The sequence below is a fragment of the Cupriavidus basilensis genome, assembly GCF_000832305.1.
Classification (GTDB): Bacteria; Pseudomonadota; Gammaproteobacteria; order Burkholderiales; family Burkholderiaceae; genus Cupriavidus; species Cupriavidus basilensis_F.
On record NZ_CP010537.1, the window covers coordinates 431,726 to 446,445 of the forward strand.

Below are 14,720 nucleotides of genomic sequence, written 5' to 3' on the forward strand. Positions count from 1 at the left end.
GCTGAACCCGTTTGCCAGTGTGCGTCGCGAGGGCTGTTTGGGCGCGCTGTTATCGGCCGCCGTGGCCACCATGGCCGCCGCCACCTCCATGACCGCCACCACCATGACCGCCGCCGCCCCCACCCCCGTGACCGCCGCCGCCACCGTGACCACCACCATGGCTGCTTCCGCCTCCATGACCAGGCGGACGGCCGGGCGGATAACCACCTGGCGGGCGCACATGCACTGGCGGATAGCCCGGTCCCGGCCCATATGGCGGACGATGCGCCCAGCGTCCCTGGTCGTGGTACCAAGGCCGTCCGCGATAGTAGTTACCCCAGTAGGAGCCGATGGAGAACGTGATGATGGGAAGGCCAATCACGGTGCCGTAGTTCAGCACAGAAACACTGCCGCCCTGATACGCGTACCCGAGCTGCCCGGCATAGACCCAGCCACGCAGGTTAGGCAGCGCCACGTCGCACCATGTGTACTGGCTGACGCACCCCATCACGGTGAGCGGCACGCCGCCGGACAGTTGCGCCACCACCGGGTAATCCGGTGCGGGTCCGGCACGCAGGTTGACGGGGCCGGTGGTAAAGGCTTGGGCAGGCTGCGCAAACGCCACACCGGGCGCGGCCAGCAATGCGGTGATTCCCGCCAGAACGCACTTAACGGCCATTCGGCGCATCAAGACCTCCGCAGCCGCTGGTGATTGTGGTTTACCCCGCCACGTGCCACGGCGAGACGGAGAACGCCACCATCAGGACGGAAACGATGGCAGGCGCACCGTATTTGATCGCGAGCGATTGGGAGAGTGTGCCGAGCAAGACATAGAGGCACACCAAGCCGATCGCGCACATGAACACAAGGCTTTGATAATCTTGCATGGATGTCTCCTTTAGTCGTTATATTTTTAACGTTATTTCTAATGACATCGTCCGTACTTAGCAACAGCCTTGAGCACGATCAAGCCCATATTAAGTCTGGTCAATCGTGAATGCCAGAGGGTATACGCGCACCTTCCTCTGCGTGCGCCGAATACATTCCACTCATTCCATCGGAGCGAGGCACAAATGAATCTCATCAGAACACGCTTCGCGCCGCTGGCTGGCGCACTGGTTTTGGGCTGCATTGGCACGGCATATGCGGCAGGCATGCAGGCGTCGTCCGCATCGTTTGCGGATGGGGCGGCGATCCCTACGCTGTATGGCAACAATACGTCCGATTGCGGCGGCAAAGGCGTGTCGCCGCAGGTGTCGTGGTCGAATCTTCCCGCCGGCACCAAGTCCATGGCGGTGCTGCTGCTGGACCTCGATGGCAACATGGGGCTAGGCTATTCGCACTGGGTCGCCTATAACATCGCCGCCGATCGCGGTCAGTTGAAGGAAGGCGAGGGCCAGGCTGATCGCCATGGCGTCACCGTTGGCAAGAATGTACGGGGCGAGCCGATTTATCTTGGACCTTGTCCGCCGGTTGGTGATGCGCCGCACCATTATGTGTTGACCGTCATCGCCACAGACCTTGCGCCAACCGCGCTGCCGCCCGGCCTGAACAGGGACGAACTGATGCAGGCGCTCAAAGGCCATGCGCTGCGCGGCCAAAGCGTCGTCGGAAGATATGCGCGTTAAGCGGCTGCGTATCTTTTTGAGCGCATCGTTCGAGAGCAGGAGGCTAAAGGAAAATGAAAAAGGCGAAAGGCGTTAAGCCATCAGCAATAGCCCTCGGAAGTAACCCCCGGAGTTGCTGAAAGCGCAATTCGCCAAGACCCGCCACACCGGCGCTGCGCGAGTGTTGCCCGCGCGGCGCCGGCCACAACAGGGCTGCGACCAGCACCAGCGCCGCCACCACTGACGCGCCAACGTGATGTCGAACATCACGCAATGCTGCTTGGCGCGCTCGATTCCCTCGCTACGATTTCGTGCTGCTGCCGCAGACAAGGCGCATCGTACGCCGCGTGCGGCGAACGGGACGCTGGTAACGCGTGCCGCGAAAAAATCCCTTGAGTTTCAAAACTACGACTCATAGAATCGGAGTTTTGAGTCGGGGCGTCGCGTGGCGTGCGCGGTCCGGCAGCATGAACGCATGCGTAATTTGAGAGGAGTTGCATGATGGCTAAACGTATCCTGATCATTGGCGCCGGCTTCGCCGGTATGTGGAGTGCGCTGGGCGCGGCGCGCCTGATCGATCTGCACGGCCAGAAGGATGTGGAGATCGCGCTGATCGCTCCCCAGCCGGAGCTGCATGTGCGTCCGCGCTTCTATGAGGCAGGTGCTGCGCGGATGAAGGCGCCGCTGCGCGACATCTTCGATGCGGTCGGCGTCAGGTTCATCCAGGGTACCGTCGAGCGGATCCATGCGGACCGCAATGAAGTCGAGGTGGTTGGCATCGATCAAGCGAGGTCCACGCTGTCCTATGACCGCCTCGTGCTTGCTACGGGCAGCCGCCTGTTTCGCCCGCAGATCCCGGGCCTGGACAAGCATGCGTTCAGCGTGGACCAGATCGATGAAGCGGCCGAGCTGGAGGCGCATATCAAGCGCCTTGCCGATCATCCGGCATCCGCCGCGCGCAATACCATCGTGGTGGCCGGCGGCGGCTTCACCGGCATCGAGACCGCGGCCGAAATGCCGGCGCGCCTGCGCGATGCGCTGGGCGAAGACGCCGAGGTGAACGTCATCGTGGTCGATCGCCATGCCGAAGTGGCCGCCGAGCTCGGCGCCGGCCCGCGTCCCGTCATCACGCAAGCGCTTGAAGCGCTTGGCGTGACCTGGCGGCCAGGCACGTCGGTGGCGTCCGTCGACGAGAACGGCCTGACCACGGCGCACGGCGAGCGCATCGATGCCAAGACGGTGATCTGGACGGCGGGCGTGCGCGCCAGCGCGCTCACGCAGCAGATTCCCGCGCAGCGCGATGCATTCGGTCGCCTGCATGTGGACAGCAACCTGCGCGTCAAGGGCGTGGATGCCGTGTTCGCCACCGGTGATGTCGCTTATGCCGCCACGGACGATGACGGCAACTATGCCGCGATGTCGTGTCAGCACGCGATGAACCTTGGCCGCTCGGCGGGGCACAACGTTGCTGCGGACCTGCTCGGCCTTGCACCGATTCCCTACCGCCAGCCGAGGTACGTCACCTGCCTGGACCTGGGCCCGTGGGGCGCGGTCTACACCGAGGGCTGGGAGCGTGAAGTCAAGCTCGTTGGCGCGGACGCCAAGGCGCTGAAAGGCCGGATCAACGCCGAGTGGATCTATCCGCCCAGCGCCGATCGCGCGCAGGCACTGGCCGCGGCCAATCCCGATCGCACCGTGGTAGCGTAGATCCGCTGCGCTCGCCGGGCCTAGTCTTTGTCTGCCGCATCGCGCTCGCCGCGCCGGTGGGTGGCGCGGTCGGCGAGCCATCGCACTACGTGCGGGCCGAAATTGGCCGGTGCCTTGACGAGGGTCCGCTCGGCGAGATCGGCGAGCGTGTGCCCGGCCAGTTCCTGCCGCATGGCCTTTTCTGCCGCCTGCATGACGGCATGGATGGAGCAGATGCCACGGGTGGCCCAGGCGGGCGGCGCCGCATCGAACAGCGCGCAGCGCTCGCGGATCTCGCGGCAGTCGAACAGCGCCTTGTCGCCGTCGATCGCTTGCACGACATCCATGACCGTGATCTTTGCCGCCGGCCGCGCCAGCGAGAAGCCGCCGCGAATGCCTTCGGTGGCCACGACCAGGTTGGCCTTGGCCAGCTTGGTGAACAATTTGGCGAGGTATTCGGCAGGGACGCCTTGCAGCTCGGCCAGGTCGCGCACGCTAGCTTCCTTGACGCTTGCCGTCGGGTCGGCGAGGAACAGGAGGCAGTGCAGTCCGTATTCGACGCCCGTGCTGATGTGGGACATGGCTTAACTAAGATAGATTGAATCGTAGTTCAGCCTATACAGATTCGGGGCGAAGCGCAAGCGTCGGGGGTGGCCAAGTTGCGCGGCCGCATGGCCGCGCAAGGAAAGCTGCGCAGAGGACTCAGGCGATCGTATCCACGACCCCGCCGTCCACGCGCAATGCGGCGCCGGTGGTGGCCGAGGCTTGCGGGGAGCAGGCATAGACGATCATGTTGGCGACTTCTTCGACGCTGGCGGCACGCTGGATGATCGAGGAGGAACGGTGTGTCTTGACGAAGTCCGCTGCCACGGCTTCGGCGGATTGCCCCGAGCTTGCCATGGCATCCTTGAGCATGTCGGTGACGCCCTCCGATAGCGTGGGGCCGGGCAGTACCGCGTTGACGGTCACGCCGGTACCGGCAAGCCGCTTGGCCAGCCCGCGCGAGACTGCCAGTTGCGCGGTCTTGGAAAAGCCATAGTGGATCATGTCGGCGGGGATATTCAGCGCCGATTCCGACGAGACGAACACGATCCGTCCCCATTTACGCTCGGCCATGGACGGCGCATAGGCCCGCGACAGCCGCACGCCCGACATGACGTTGGTTTCGAAGAAGCGGGTCCACTCGCTGTCGGGCGTCTCAAAGAAGTCCTGCGGCTGGAAGATGCCAAGGTTATTTACCAGCACATCCACTCGGGGATGGGCCGCCACCAGGCGGGCGCAGGCCTCGGGGTCGGCAAGGTCGCCGACGAAGCCCGTCACGTCGGCGCCGGCAACGGCGGCACGCAGCGCTTGCAGGGCCTTGTCCACCGTGGCGTTGCTGCGCCCGTTGAGGATGACGCGGGCGCCTGCGCCGGCGAGTCCCTTGGCCGTTGCGAAGCCGATGCCGGCGGTGGACCCTGAAACAAGGGCGATCTTGCCCGTGAGATCAATCTTCATGGCCATTCCTTGGGAGGCCTGCCGAGTGCAGGCCGACTGACCTAGTTTATTGGCTCGGCGGATTTCGGCAAGGCCCGTCCCCCAGGCGGCCACGCGCGCCAGTTCCACCCGCCGGTTCTTGCCGCGGCCTTCCTCGCAGGTATTGTCGGCAATCGGCTTGCGGGCGCCAAAGCCCTCGGCACGCACGCCTGGGCGCGCGCTTTCGGTCCACGTACAATCGCTGTTTTTACTTGATCCCAAGGGTCCCACATGACCACTCTCGGCACCCCTCTGTCGCCTGGCGCGACCAAAGTCATGCTGCTGGGCTCCGGCGAGCTCGGCAAGGAAGTCCTGATCGCGCTGCAGCGCCTCGGCGTTGAAACGATTGCGGTGGACCGCTATGCCGATGCGCCCGGCCAGCAGGTGGCGCACCATGCGCGCACCATTTCCATGAGCGACCCGGACCAGCTCAAGGCGCTGATCGAGGCCGAGAAGCCGGACCTGGTGGTGCCGGAGATCGAGGCCATTGCCACGCAGATGCTGGAGACGCTGGAAGCCGCCGGCGTGGTGCGCGTCATCCCCACGGCGCGCGCGGCGCGCCTGACCATGGACCGCGAAGGCATCCGCCGCCTGGCTGCGGAGACGCTCGGCGTGCCCACCAGCCCCTACAAGTTCTGCGACTCGCTGGAAGAGCTGCAGGCGGCCATCGATGGCGGCATCGGCTACCCGTGCGTGGTCAAGCCGGTGATGAGCAGCTCCGGCAAGGGCCAGAGCAAGATCGACGGCCCCGCCGACGTCAAGGCCGCATGGGACTACGCCATGGCCGGTGGCCGTGTCAGCCACGGCCGCGTGATCGTGGAAGGTTTCATCGACTTCGACTACGAAATCACGCTGCTGACGGTGCGCGCGATCGGCGCCGACGGCCAGGTGGAAACGCAGTTCTGCGAGCCGATCGGCCACGTGCAGGTCAGCGGGGATTACGTGGAAAGCTGGCAGCCGCATCCGATGCATCCGGCCGCACTGCAAAAATCCCAGCAGATTGCGCAGGCCGTCACCGCCAACCTGGGCGGGCAAGGCTTGTTCGGCGTGGAACTGTTCGTCAAGGGCGAGCAGGTCTGGTTCAGCGAAGTCAGCCCGCGTCCGCACGACACCGGCATGGTGACCATGATCACCCAGTGGCAGAACGAGTTCGAGCTGCACGCGCGCGCCATTCTCGGCCTGCCGGTCAGCACCGCGCTCAAGAGCCCGGGCGCCAGTGCGGTGATCTATGGCGGCGTGGATGCCAAGGGCGTGGTGTTCGACGGCGTGGACGAGGCGCTGCGCGTGCCGCAGACGGAGCTGCGCTTGTTCGGCAAGCCGGAGAGCTTCACCAAGCGCCGCATGGGCGTGGCCCTGGCGTACGACGCCGACGTGGAAGCGGCCCGCGTGCGCGCCAAGGATGCGGCGGGACGCGTGAAGCCGCGCGTGGCAGGCTGAGCCAGCGCTAACTTGCTTTACCCGCTCGGTGCGCGGCGGCTGAATCGGCCGCCGCGCATGATCCCGTGATTTGCCGTGACATCGCATGGAGCCAACCGTCATGACCCTGCATATCGGCATCGTTGCCTGCTCCGCCGAAGGTGCTGCGCTTTGCTACCGGACCATTTGCATGGAGGGCGCGCGGCTGCTCGGGCCGCATGCGCATCCCGAGATATCCATGCACACCCCGTCGCTTGCCGAGTACGTCAAGCACCTGGATCGCGGCGACTGGCAGGCCGTAGGTGAGTTGATGCTCACCTCTGCCAGCAAGCTCGCTGGCATGGGCGCGGATTTCCTGATCTGTCCCGACAACACCATTCACCAGGCGCTGCCGTACATGGCGGCGCGTTCGCCGCGGCCCTGGCTGCATATTGCCGAGGTGGTCGCCGAGAGCGCGGCGGCGCGCGGTTTCACCCGCCTGGGCCTGACGGGAACACGCTGGCTTGTCGACAGCGAGGTCTACCCCGAAAAGCTTGCCGCGCGCGGGCTCGGCTTTATGCGGCCGGACCCCGCCGAGCGCGATGAAATCAACCGCATCATCATGGATGAACTGGTGGGCGGCATCGCTACCCCGGAAGCACTCACTTACTTCCAGCGGGTTATCGGGCGGATGAAGTCGCAGGGTTGCGATGCTGTTGTGCTCGGCTGCACGGAAATTCCGCTGATCGTGAACGACGCTAACTCGTCACTGCCGACGCTGGATTCCACGCGGCTGCTGGCGCAGGCGGCGCTGCGCAGGGCGGTGCAAGGCGCATATTGATGCCGGGCAGGCTGGCGCGTTCACGCGTAGTATTGGCAGGCGCGGCAACACATCAGGAAGCCCAGCCATGACCAGCAAGCCCATCAAGATCCCGGGGCCCGATCATCCGATCGTGATCGAGGCGAACCCCGCGCGCGTCGTCGTGAGGCTCGGCGGCGCCGTCATTGCCGACACCCGCAGCGCGCTCACGCTGCGCGAGGCGGCCTACCCGGCCGTGCAGTACATTCCGCGCAAGGATGTCGATATGTCGCTGCTGGCGCGCACGGACCATGCCACCTACTGCCCGTACAAAGGCGAGTGCGCTTACTACAGCATCCCCGCGGGCGGTGAGCGATCGGTCAATGCGGTGTGGACTTACGAGGCGCCGTATGCCGCCGTCGAGGCCATCAAGGATCACGTGGCCTTCTACCCCAACCGAGTCGATGCCATCGAGCAGCGGCAGGGCTAGGCGGTGAACGCCAGGGCCGTGTGCTTTATGTTGAAACGGCCTCTTAGCCGCGCGGCACGTCGTGGACTAACTGCCCGGCGCTTAGCGTGTTGACCGTGTCGGCCGAGATATCCATCAGGATGCGGCTGCGTTCCGGGGACATGTACACCGTGATGTACTGGACCGGCCGCGACTCCGGGTCATGCATCAGGCGCACCAGCTTGAGCAGTGGCGCACCAACCTCGGTGCGCAGCCAGCCCGCATAAGCGGGGTCGGCCGCCTGGGCCGTGATTTCCTGCACCACGCGGCCAAACTTCACCCCCTGTGCCATCAGGATCTCGTAGAGCGCTTGCTTGCGCAGCGCCGCCGCCGACACGCGCTTGCCCAGCGCGGCGGGTACCCATGCATCCGTCAGTATCACCGGCGTGCCCTTGATGCTGCGCAGGCGCAGCGCGTGCACGGCTTGCTCGCCCGGGGCGAGCAGCAGCAGTTGGGCAATGTCCGCCGGCGGCACGGCCGTGGCCACCTCAAGAACCTCGACGTCCGTCTCCAGCGCGGTCTTGCGCAGGCTGTCGATCACGCTAAGGCTAGGGCTGCTGCGCCCTGCCGGCGCGTCCGCCCGCACAAAGGTGCCAAGGCCATGGCGCCGCTCCACCAGCCCTAGCGCCGCCAACTCGGACAGCGCCCGCCGCACCGTGATGCGCGAGACGCCAAAGCGCTCGCACAGTGCTTCTTCTTTCGGCAAAGCCCCCGTTTCCGCATAGATGCCGCGCGTGATTTCGTCGCGCAGCACGAGAAAGAGCTGCCGGTGCAGTGAGGTGCCGGGCATATGGCCCAGCGGCGAAGGGGAGTCGGTCGTGCGCGGCATGAGGTGACGGTTTAGTGGCGTGGGCAGCATAGCACAACGGTCCAGTGGCGAATTTCCCAATCCTTGACGGAACCGACAAGTTGTATCTAGAATATAAACACATAAACACAGGGCGAAGGTCGACAACCGATTCCCCTCCGCGCTGAGGCTTACTCCGTACGCATTCCGTCACCCACCGCAAGCAGACAGGACCCGTCCATGACCCTCGCAGCTATCCTTCGCCAGCGCCTGCAGGCGCCCGGCATGATCATCGCGCCCGGCGCTTACGACGCCATCGGCGCGCGCCTGATCGAGCAGGCCGGCTTCTCCGCCTGCTACATGACTGGCGCCGGCACGTCGGCGGCGCGCGGCTTCCCTGATTTCGGCCTGCTGACGATGAGCGAGATGGTTGAAAACGCCGCGGTGATGGCGCGCTCCGTGTCGATCCCGCTGATCGCCGACGCCGACACGGGCTACGGCAATCAGCTCAACGTCACCCGCACCGTGCGCGAGTACGAGGCCCGTGGCGTGGCGGCGATCCATATCGAGGACCAGGTTGCGCCCAAGCGCTGTGGCCACCTGGATGGCAAGGAGGTGGTCTCGCGCGAGGAGTTCGTCTCCAAGATCCGCGCAGCGGTGCAGGCGCGCCGCACGCCGGATTTCGTCATCATCGCGCGCACCGATGCGCGCGCCATGCTCGGGCTGGAAGAGGCCATCTGGCGCGCCAACGCCGCGCTGGAAGCTGGCGCGGACCTGGCCTTCGTGGAAGCCACGCAGACCATCGAGGAAGTGGCGGCGGTGCCGCGGCTGGTGCGCGGCCCTTGCCTGCTGAACGTGGTGCCCGGCGGCCGCACGCCGATCTTCGACCTGCGCGAGGCCGAGGTCATGGGCTACAAGCTGGCCATCCTGCCGGGCCTGATGCTCAAGGCCGCGATCCAGGCGGGCGACGAAGCCCTGGCCGAGCTCAAGGCCACCTTCACCGCGCCAGGCGTGTCGGCCAGCGTGGGGCAGACCTTCCGCCGCTTCGGCGCCGATGAATGGGACAGCCTGCGCCAGCGCTTCAATGCCGGCGAGCGCGCCACCAACCCCGATGCGCCGGCAAGCGCAAAGGCTTGACGATGGCGCGCACTCTCTTTGACAAGCTCTGGGACGCGCATGTGGTGCGCGAACTCGGCGATGGCTGGGCGCTGCTGCACATCGACCGTCACTTGCTGCACGATCTTTCCGGCCCGCCGGCGCTGGCCGAGGTGGCGGCGCGCGGCTTGCCGCTACATGATCCGGCGCTGGTGTTCTCCACGCCGGACCACGCGGTCTCCAGCCAGCCCGGGCGCGATGGCAATACCCATGTGCCGGGCGGGCGCCTGTGGTCTGCGCTGCGCGATCGCTCGGCCGCGGCGGGTGTGACGATGTTCGACCTCGGCCAGCCGGGGCAGGGCATCGTCCACGTGATGGGCCCAGAGCTGGGCATCGTGCTGCCCGGCCTGACGGTCATCTGCGGCGACAGCCATACCTGTACCAACGGCGGCCTGGGCGCGATGGCCTTCGGCGTGGGCTCGTCCGAGAGTACGCACGCGCTCGCCACGCAGACGCTGCGCCAGCAAAAGCCGCGGCGCATGCGCATCCGATGCGACGGCGTGCTGGCCGAGGGCATCACCGCGAAGGATCTGGCGCTGCATATCATCGGCCGCCTCGGCGCGGCGGCTGGCGGCGGCTATGCCATCGAGTTCGCCGGCACGGCCATCGAAGCGCTGGAAGTGGAAGGGCGCCTGACGCTGTGCAACCTGAGCGTGGAACTGGGCGCGCGCTTTGGCATGGTGGCGCCCGACGCGCGCACCATCGAATGGCTGCGCGGCCGCCCGTATGCGCCCTCCGGCGCGCAGTTCGACGGCGCGGCCGAGTACTGGCGCACGCTCGCCACCGATGCCGGTGCCGTGTTCGATCGCGAAGAGGTGATCGACGCCACCGCCGTGGCGCCCACCATCACGTGGGGCACCAGCCCCGAGCACGCGATCGCGATCGATGGGCACATCCCCGATCCGGCCGCCGCCAGCGACCAGGCGGCCAGTGCTGCCATTGGCGCCGCGCTGGATTACATGGGCCTGGCACCCAATGCCCCCATCGCCGGTACGCCGGTGGACTGGGTCTTTATCGGCTCCTGCGCGAACTCGCGCCTGTCCGACCTGCGCGCAGCGGCCGCCGTGGCGCGCGGGCGGCGCGTGGCCCCGGGCGTGACCGCCTGGGTGGTGCCGGGCTCGGAGAACGTCAAGCGCGCGGCCGAGGCCGAAGGGCTGCGCACCGTGTTCGAGGATGCGGGCTTTGGCTGGCGCGAGCCCGGCTGCAGCATGTGCGTGGCCGCCAACGGCGAGCAGGTGCCGCCCGGGCAGCGCTCGGTCTCCACCTCCAACCGCAATTTTGTCGGGCGTCAGGGGCCAGGTGCCCGCACCCATCTTGCCAGCCCCGCGATGGCCGCCGCCGCCGCGGTCACCGGCTGCATGACCGACGTACGGAAACTCACATGACCATGCAACCCTTTACGGTCGTCACGGGCGCTGCCGTGCCGCTGCTGCGCGCCAACGTCGACACCGACGTGATCATCCGCATCGAGCGGCTCACCGCGTTGCCGCGCGAGCAACTCGGCCCCTATGCGCTGGAAGCGCTGCGCTACCGCGCCGATGGCAGCGAGGACCCGGGCTGCGTGTTCAACCAGCCGGCGTTTCGCGGCGCGCCGGTACTGCTGGCCGGCGCCAACTTTGGCTGCGGGTCCTCGCGCGAGGGCGCGGTGTGGGCGCTGATGGGCCTGGGCGTGCGCTGCGTGATCGCGCCGAGCTATGGCGATATCTTCTACAACAACTGCTTCCAGAATGGCGTGCTGCCGATCCGGCTCCCCGCCGAGGCGGTGCAGGCGCTGGCCGCGCAATGCGCAAGCGGCGCGCCGGTGCGCGTGGACCTGGCGAGCGCCACGCTGAGCGCGCCCGATGGCGCGACCGTCGCGTTTCCCGTCGACCGGTTGCGTCGTGAAGCCCTGCTGCACGGGCTGGACGATATCGGCCTTACGCTCAAGGACGATGCGCTGATCCGCGCCTGGCAGCAAGCCGATCGCACCCGCCGGCCCTGGGCCTGGACGGTGCGCCGGCAAGACGCGGCATGAACGCCCGGTTGCAACATCCACTGTTGCTGCGCGCAGCCGGCCTGCTGCTGCGCGGACGCCACGCGGGCGATGGCAGCCTGGCATGCAGCGACGCCGTGCTGGCCGCATTGCCCCACACGCTGGCGCTGCACAGCGCGTCGTTTGCCGATCACGGCGCGATGCCCGAGCGCCACGCGGGCGCGGGCGCGGGCGCCAACTGCTCGCCCGCGCTGGTCTGGACGGGATTGCCGGCAACGGCCACGCACTGGCTGTTGCTGGTCGAGGATCCGGATGTGCCGCTGGCTTACGCCATCGTGCACGCGCTTGCCTGGGGCCCGGCCTCGGTCGGCTCGCTGGCCGAAGGCGCACTGTCGCGCGCGCCGTTGCCGGCCGGCGTGACACTGGCCGTCAACGGGCTGGGCCATGCCGCTTACGACGGCCCCCGGCCCCTGCCGGGGCACGGGCCGCATCGCTACGTGTTCCAGCTGTTCGCGCTTGCCGCCGAGCCGCCAGCGGGTCTTGCGCGCGAAGCGCTGATGGCGTGGCTGCGCACGCATGCCATCGCGCGGGGCCGGCTCAATGGCGTGTTCCAGCGCGACTGGCGAGGCCGGCCGCTGACTCCAGCGATCGTTGCGTCGGCTTGAGTGCTTGCACGGCTAGCCGGAAACACCACGGGTTACCACAAGAAAATATGGAGACAACATGCCATCCCTGATCCAACGACAAACCAGGTGCCGAGCCGTCGGCCCGCTCGCCATCGGCGCGGCACTGCTGTCGGCCTGCACGCTAGCCGCCGCCAGCCCCACTGCCAGCCCCGGCGCATGGCGCCCGGACCGTCCGGTCACACTGGTGGTCCCCTATAGCGCCGGCGGTGGTACGGACGCCACCGCACGCGCGGTGTCCAAGCCGCTTGGCGTGCTCTGGGGCCAGCCGGTGGTGGTGGAGAACCTGCCGGGCGCCGACGGCCTGATCGGCACGCGGCGCGTGATGGAGGCGAAGCCCGATGGTTATACGCTGCTGCTGCAGGTGCCGGCTATCGTGGCCACCAGGTACACGCCCGGGTTCAAGGGCATTGACCCGTTGGCGCGGCTCGACCCCATCACGGCGATTTCGCAGTCGCCCGCCGCGGTAGTAGCCAGCGCCAAGCTGCCCGTGAAGACGTTCGCGGAACTCGTGCAGTACTGCAAGACCGTCGCCAAGACCTGTTCGCTCGGCACCGGCGAAAGTCTAGCGCGCATCTCCGGCAAGCAACTGGCGGCGGAGGCGGGCTTGCCTGACCTCATTGTCGTCAACTACCGTGGCACCGGCGCCATCATCACGGACCTGATCGCCAACAACGTCAACCTGGCGTTCACCGGCATCACTGCCGCGCTGCCGCACTACAAGGCGGGCACGCTGAAGATCCTTGCCACGCAGGGGCGCACGCGCGCCGCCGCGCTGCCTGATGTGCCTACCACGGCCGAGGCCGGTTACCCGCAGTTCCAGTCGGTCACCTGGTATGGCCTGTTCGCGCCCAAGGGCACCCCGGCTGCGATCACGCAGGGCATTGTCGCCGCGCTGCGCGAGGCCGTGAAGGATCCGGAAGTGCAACGGACCATCGCCGCCGCGGGCGCCGAGCCGGTGGCGAATTTGCCTGCTGAGTTTGCCGCGCAGGTACGCCAGGAAAGCGAGCGCCTGGGGGCGCTGGTCAAGCAGTATCCATTCGAGTAAGGGGACCCGACCGCCAGCCGACTGCGCCAGTCTCCACGTAGCCTCACGTAACGCCACATAGGCAGACACATCATGCAAAACCAGGATCAGGATCAGGACCCGCATCAGAGTCAGAGTCAGAGTCAGAACGCCGCACCCATGCCGCCAACCGATCCCGACGGGCCCACCGGCAGGCTCGCCCAATGGCTGGCCGCCTTCCGGCTGGAGCAAGCCAGCGCCACCGCGCGCGAGCGCGCCAAGGCGCTCACGCTCGATGGCATCGGCTGTGCCATCGTCGGCGCGCAATTGCCGTGGTCGCGCACCGCCGCCAATATCGTCCGCCAGATGGAGGGGCAGGGGGACCGCACCATCGTCGGCTGGGGGGCGCGCACCAGCGCGCCGGGCGCCGCGCTGCTCAATGGCACCTTTATCCAGGGGTTTGAGCTTGACGACTACCATCCGCTCGGGCCGCTGCACAGCGCCTCGCTCGTGCTGCCCGCGCTGTGGGCCGCATCCGAAGGCGAGCGCCGCGTCAGCGGGCGGCGCTTCCTGGAAGCGGCCATGGCCGGCTATGAGGTGGGCCCGCGCGTGGGCATGGCCCTGCACGGCGCGCAGATGTTGTCGCGCGGCTGGCATTCCGGATCGGTGTTCGGCACGCACGCGGCCGCCGCCGCGGTGGGCAAGCTGCTGGGGCTCGACGCCGCGCGTTTCGAGGATGCGCTGGGGTTGGCCGGCACGCAGTCGGCCGGACTGATGGCGGCGCAGTACGAGGCCATGTGCAAGCGCATGCACCACGGCTTCGCCGCGCGCAATGGGCTCTACGCGGCGGTGCTGGCGGCGGGCGGCTACACCGGCATCAAGCGCGTGTTCGAGCGCGAGTACGGCGGCTTTCTTTCGACGTTCGGCGAAGGGCATGCGCCGGACGCCGCGCAGATCACCGACGGCCTGGGCGAGCGTTGGGAAGTCGAGCGCATCGTCATCAAGCCCTACGCGGCCATGGGTGGCATCCACGCGCCGCTCGATGCGCTGTTCGACGTGGGCGCACAGCGCACGCTCAAGGCAGGGGAGATCGCCGCGATCGAGGTGGATGTGTCGCATGCTGTCTATCACCATGGCTGGTGGGTGCCGCAGCGGCCGCTGACGCCAATCGGCGCGCAGATGAACATCGGTTACGCGCTTGCGGTGGCGGTGCTGGATGGCGCGGCGCTGGTGCCGCAGTTCGCGCCGGCGCGCATTGATGCCGACGACGTCTGGGCGCTGCTGCCGCGTATCGCCGTGCGCCACGATCCCGCCTTCGACGCAGGCGGGCAACGGGCACGCGGGCGCGTGCGTCTGGCCGTGACCTTCACCGACGGGCAGCGCATCGAGGTCAATCGTTGGGCATCGCGCGCCATCGAAGCGCCGCAATCGAGTGACGAAGTGGCCGCGAAGTACAGATCCCTGACGGACGGCTTGATCGCGCCGCAGCGGCAGCAAGCCATCGAGCGCATGGTGCTGGATCTTGAGCAGCTCGACGATGTGCGCGACTTGCTCGCCCTGCTTGCGCCACCGGTGGGTTGCGCGTTCGACTGAGTGCTTGCCGACAACAAAGAACATCAGGAGTGAGA

At 67.2% G+C, this 14,720-nt stretch carries 16 protein-coding genes; 11 read left to right on the top strand and 5 right to left on the bottom strand.

Annotation, left to right across the window (positions count from 1 at the left end):
• Window positions 1-49 precede the first annotated feature (49 nt).
• Window positions 50-667 carry an SH3 domain-containing protein gene (locus tag RR42_RS38735; RefSeq protein ID WP_082055052.1) on the bottom strand — a complete coding sequence of 206 codons (618 nt, stop codon included), beginning with the start codon at window positions 665-667 and terminating at the stop codon, window positions 50-52.
• Between the two features lie 31 nt (window positions 668-698).
• Window positions 699-866, bottom strand: a complete 168-nt coding sequence (locus RR42_RS40755) for a hypothetical protein (RefSeq protein ID WP_170301751.1) — start codon at window positions 864-866, stop codon at window positions 699-701.
• Between the two features lie 186 nt (window positions 867-1,052).
• On the opposite strand from RR42_RS40755, the gene RR42_RS22725 reads away from it, so the two are divergent.
• Both RR42_RS22725 and RR42_RS22730 read left to right on the top strand, forming a co-directional pair.
• A complete protein-coding gene (locus tag RR42_RS22725; RefSeq protein ID WP_043353225.1) occupies window positions 1,053-1,607 on the top strand; it encodes a YbhB/YbcL family Raf kinase inhibitor-like protein in 555 nt (184 codons plus the stop codon).
• A 480-nt stretch (window positions 1,608-2,087) separates the two neighbouring features.
• Window positions 2,088-3,293, top strand: a complete 1,206-nt coding sequence (locus tag RR42_RS22730; RefSeq protein WP_043357659.1) for an NAD(P)/FAD-dependent oxidoreductase — start codon at window positions 2,088-2,090, stop codon at window positions 3,291-3,293.
• Between the two features lie 20 nt (window positions 3,294-3,313).
• Here the strand turns inward: RR42_RS22730 and RR42_RS22735 are convergent, their stop codons facing one another.
• Together RR42_RS22735 and RR42_RS22740 are read right to left on the bottom strand one after the other, a co-directional pair.
• The gene (locus RR42_RS22735) at window positions 3,314-3,853 is read right to left on the bottom strand and encodes an RrF2 family transcriptional regulator (protein ID WP_043353227.1); all 540 of its coding nucleotides are present in this window, start codon (window positions 3,851-3,853) and stop codon (window positions 3,314-3,316) included.
• 121 nt (window positions 3,854-3,974) lie between these two features.
• The gene (locus RR42_RS22740; RefSeq protein WP_043353229.1) at window positions 3,975-4,769 is read right to left on the bottom strand and encodes an SDR family NAD(P)-dependent oxidoreductase; all 795 of its coding nucleotides are present in this window, start codon (window positions 4,767-4,769) and stop codon (window positions 3,975-3,977) included.
• A gap of 249 nt (window positions 4,770-5,018) precedes the next feature.
• Between RR42_RS22740 and purT the strand changes: the two genes are divergently transcribed.
• From purT to RR42_RS22755, 3 genes are all read left to right on the top strand, one after another.
• Window positions 5,019-6,224: a formate-dependent phosphoribosylglycinamide formyltransferase gene (purT, locus tag RR42_RS22745; RefSeq protein ID WP_082055053.1), complete on the top strand. Its 1,206-nt coding sequence runs from the start codon at window positions 5,019-5,021 to the stop codon at window positions 6,222-6,224.
• A gap of 100 nt (window positions 6,225-6,324) precedes the next feature.
• Window positions 6,325-7,023 carry an aspartate/glutamate racemase family protein gene (locus RR42_RS22750; protein ID WP_043353233.1) on the top strand — a complete coding sequence of 233 codons (699 nt, stop codon included), beginning with the start codon at window positions 6,325-6,327 and terminating at the stop codon, window positions 7,021-7,023.
• A 67-nt stretch (window positions 7,024-7,090) separates the two neighbouring features.
• Complete coding sequence (locus tag RR42_RS22755; protein WP_043353235.1) at window positions 7,091-7,471, top strand: DUF427 domain-containing protein; 381 nt, start codon at window positions 7,091-7,093, stop codon at window positions 7,469-7,471.
• A 43-nt stretch (window positions 7,472-7,514) separates the two neighbouring features.
• Here RR42_RS22755 and RR42_RS22760 read toward each other — a convergent pair whose 3' ends face one another.
• Window positions 7,515-8,318 carry a GntR family transcriptional regulator gene (locus RR42_RS22760; RefSeq protein ID WP_052494869.1) on the bottom strand — a complete coding sequence of 268 codons (804 nt, stop codon included), beginning with the start codon at window positions 8,316-8,318 and terminating at the stop codon, window positions 7,515-7,517.
• A gap of 198 nt (window positions 8,319-8,516) precedes the next feature.
• Here RR42_RS22760 and RR42_RS22765 point away from each other — a divergent pair, with 198 nt between their 5' ends.
• From RR42_RS22765 to RR42_RS22790, 6 genes are all read left to right on the top strand, one after another.
• Complete coding sequence (locus tag RR42_RS22765) at window positions 8,517-9,413, top strand: isocitrate lyase/PEP mutase family protein (protein WP_052494870.1); 897 nt, start codon at window positions 8,517-8,519, stop codon at window positions 9,411-9,413.
• Window positions 9,414-9,415: 2 nt separating this feature from the next.
• A complete protein-coding gene (leuC, locus tag RR42_RS22770) occupies window positions 9,416-10,816 on the top strand; it encodes a 3-isopropylmalate dehydratase large subunit (RefSeq protein ID WP_043353237.1) in 1,401 nt (466 codons plus the stop codon).
• A gap of 2 nt (window positions 10,817-10,818) precedes the next feature.
• Window positions 10,819-11,445: a 3-isopropylmalate dehydratase small subunit gene (gene leuD / locus RR42_RS22775; RefSeq protein ID WP_043357665.1), complete on the top strand. Its 627-nt coding sequence runs from the start codon at window positions 10,819-10,821 to the stop codon at window positions 11,443-11,445.
• 8 nt (window positions 11,446-11,453) lie between these two features.
• Window positions 11,454-12,068 (top strand): YbhB/YbcL family Raf kinase inhibitor-like protein, encoded by a 615-nt coding sequence (locus RR42_RS22780; protein WP_158408294.1) that lies wholly within the window; start codon window positions 11,454-11,456, stop codon window positions 12,066-12,068.
• 58 nt (window positions 12,069-12,126) lie between these two features.
• Window positions 12,127-13,134, top strand: coding sequence for a Bug family tripartite tricarboxylate transporter substrate binding protein (locus tag RR42_RS22785; RefSeq protein WP_082055054.1), 1,008 nt, complete (start codon window positions 12,127-12,129; stop codon window positions 13,132-13,134).
• Window positions 13,135-13,272: 138 nt separating this feature from the next.
• Window positions 13,273-14,685 carry an MmgE/PrpD family protein gene (locus RR42_RS22790; protein WP_043353239.1) on the top strand — a complete coding sequence of 471 codons (1,413 nt, stop codon included), beginning with the start codon at window positions 13,273-13,275 and terminating at the stop codon, window positions 14,683-14,685.
• The last annotated feature ends 35 nt before the right edge of the window (window positions 14,686-14,720 follow it).

What these genes read in the sequence shown, in the direction of transcription:
- leuC (WP_043353237.1), top strand. Translation starts at nt 9,416, where the DNA reads ATGGCGCGCACTCTCTTTGACAAGCTCTGGGACGCGCATGTGGTGCGC.
- purT (WP_082055053.1), top strand. Translation starts at nt 5,019, where the DNA reads ATGACCACTCTCGGCACCCCTCTGTCGCCTGGCGCGACCAAAGTCATG.
- RR42_RS22730 (WP_043357659.1), top strand. Translation starts at nt 2,088, where the DNA reads ATGGCTAAACGTATCCTGATCATTGGCGCCGGCTTCGCCGGTATGTGG.
- RR42_RS22760 (WP_052494869.1), bottom strand. Translation starts at nt 8,318, where the DNA reads ATGCCGCGCACGACCGACTCCCCTTCGCCGCTGGGCCATATGCCCGGC.
- RR42_RS22785 (WP_082055054.1), top strand. Translation starts at nt 12,127, where the DNA reads ATGCCATCCCTGATCCAACGACAAACCAGGTGCCGAGCCGTCGGCCCG.
- RR42_RS38735 (WP_082055052.1), bottom strand. Translation starts at nt 667, where the DNA reads ATGCGCCGAATGGCCGTTAAGTGCGTTCTGGCGGGAATCACCGCATTG.
- RR42_RS22765 (WP_052494870.1), top strand. Translation starts at nt 8,517, where the DNA reads ATGACCCTCGCAGCTATCCTTCGCCAGCGCCTGCAGGCGCCCGGCATG.
- RR42_RS22790 (WP_043353239.1), top strand. Translation starts at nt 13,273, where the DNA reads ATGCCGCCAACCGATCCCGACGGGCCCACCGGCAGGCTCGCCCAATGG.
- leuD (WP_043357665.1), top strand. Translation starts at nt 10,819, where the DNA reads ATGCAACCCTTTACGGTCGTCACGGGCGCTGCCGTGCCGCTGCTGCGC.
- RR42_RS22740 (WP_043353229.1), bottom strand. Translation starts at nt 4,769, where the DNA reads ATGAAGATTGATCTCACGGGCAAGATCGCCCTTGTTTCAGGGTCCACC.
- RR42_RS22755 (WP_043353235.1), top strand. Translation starts at nt 7,091, where the DNA reads ATGACCAGCAAGCCCATCAAGATCCCGGGGCCCGATCATCCGATCGTG.
- RR42_RS22735 (WP_043353227.1), bottom strand. Translation starts at nt 3,853, where the DNA reads ATGTCCCACATCAGCACGGGCGTCGAATACGGACTGCACTGCCTCCTG.
- RR42_RS22750 (WP_043353233.1), top strand. Translation starts at nt 6,325, where the DNA reads ATGACCCTGCATATCGGCATCGTTGCCTGCTCCGCCGAAGGTGCTGCG.
- RR42_RS40755 (WP_170301751.1), bottom strand. Translation starts at nt 866, where the DNA reads ATGCAAGATTATCAAAGCCTTGTGTTCATGTGCGCGATCGGCTTGGTG.
- RR42_RS22725 (WP_043353225.1), top strand. Translation starts at nt 1,053, where the DNA reads ATGAATCTCATCAGAACACGCTTCGCGCCGCTGGCTGGCGCACTGGTT.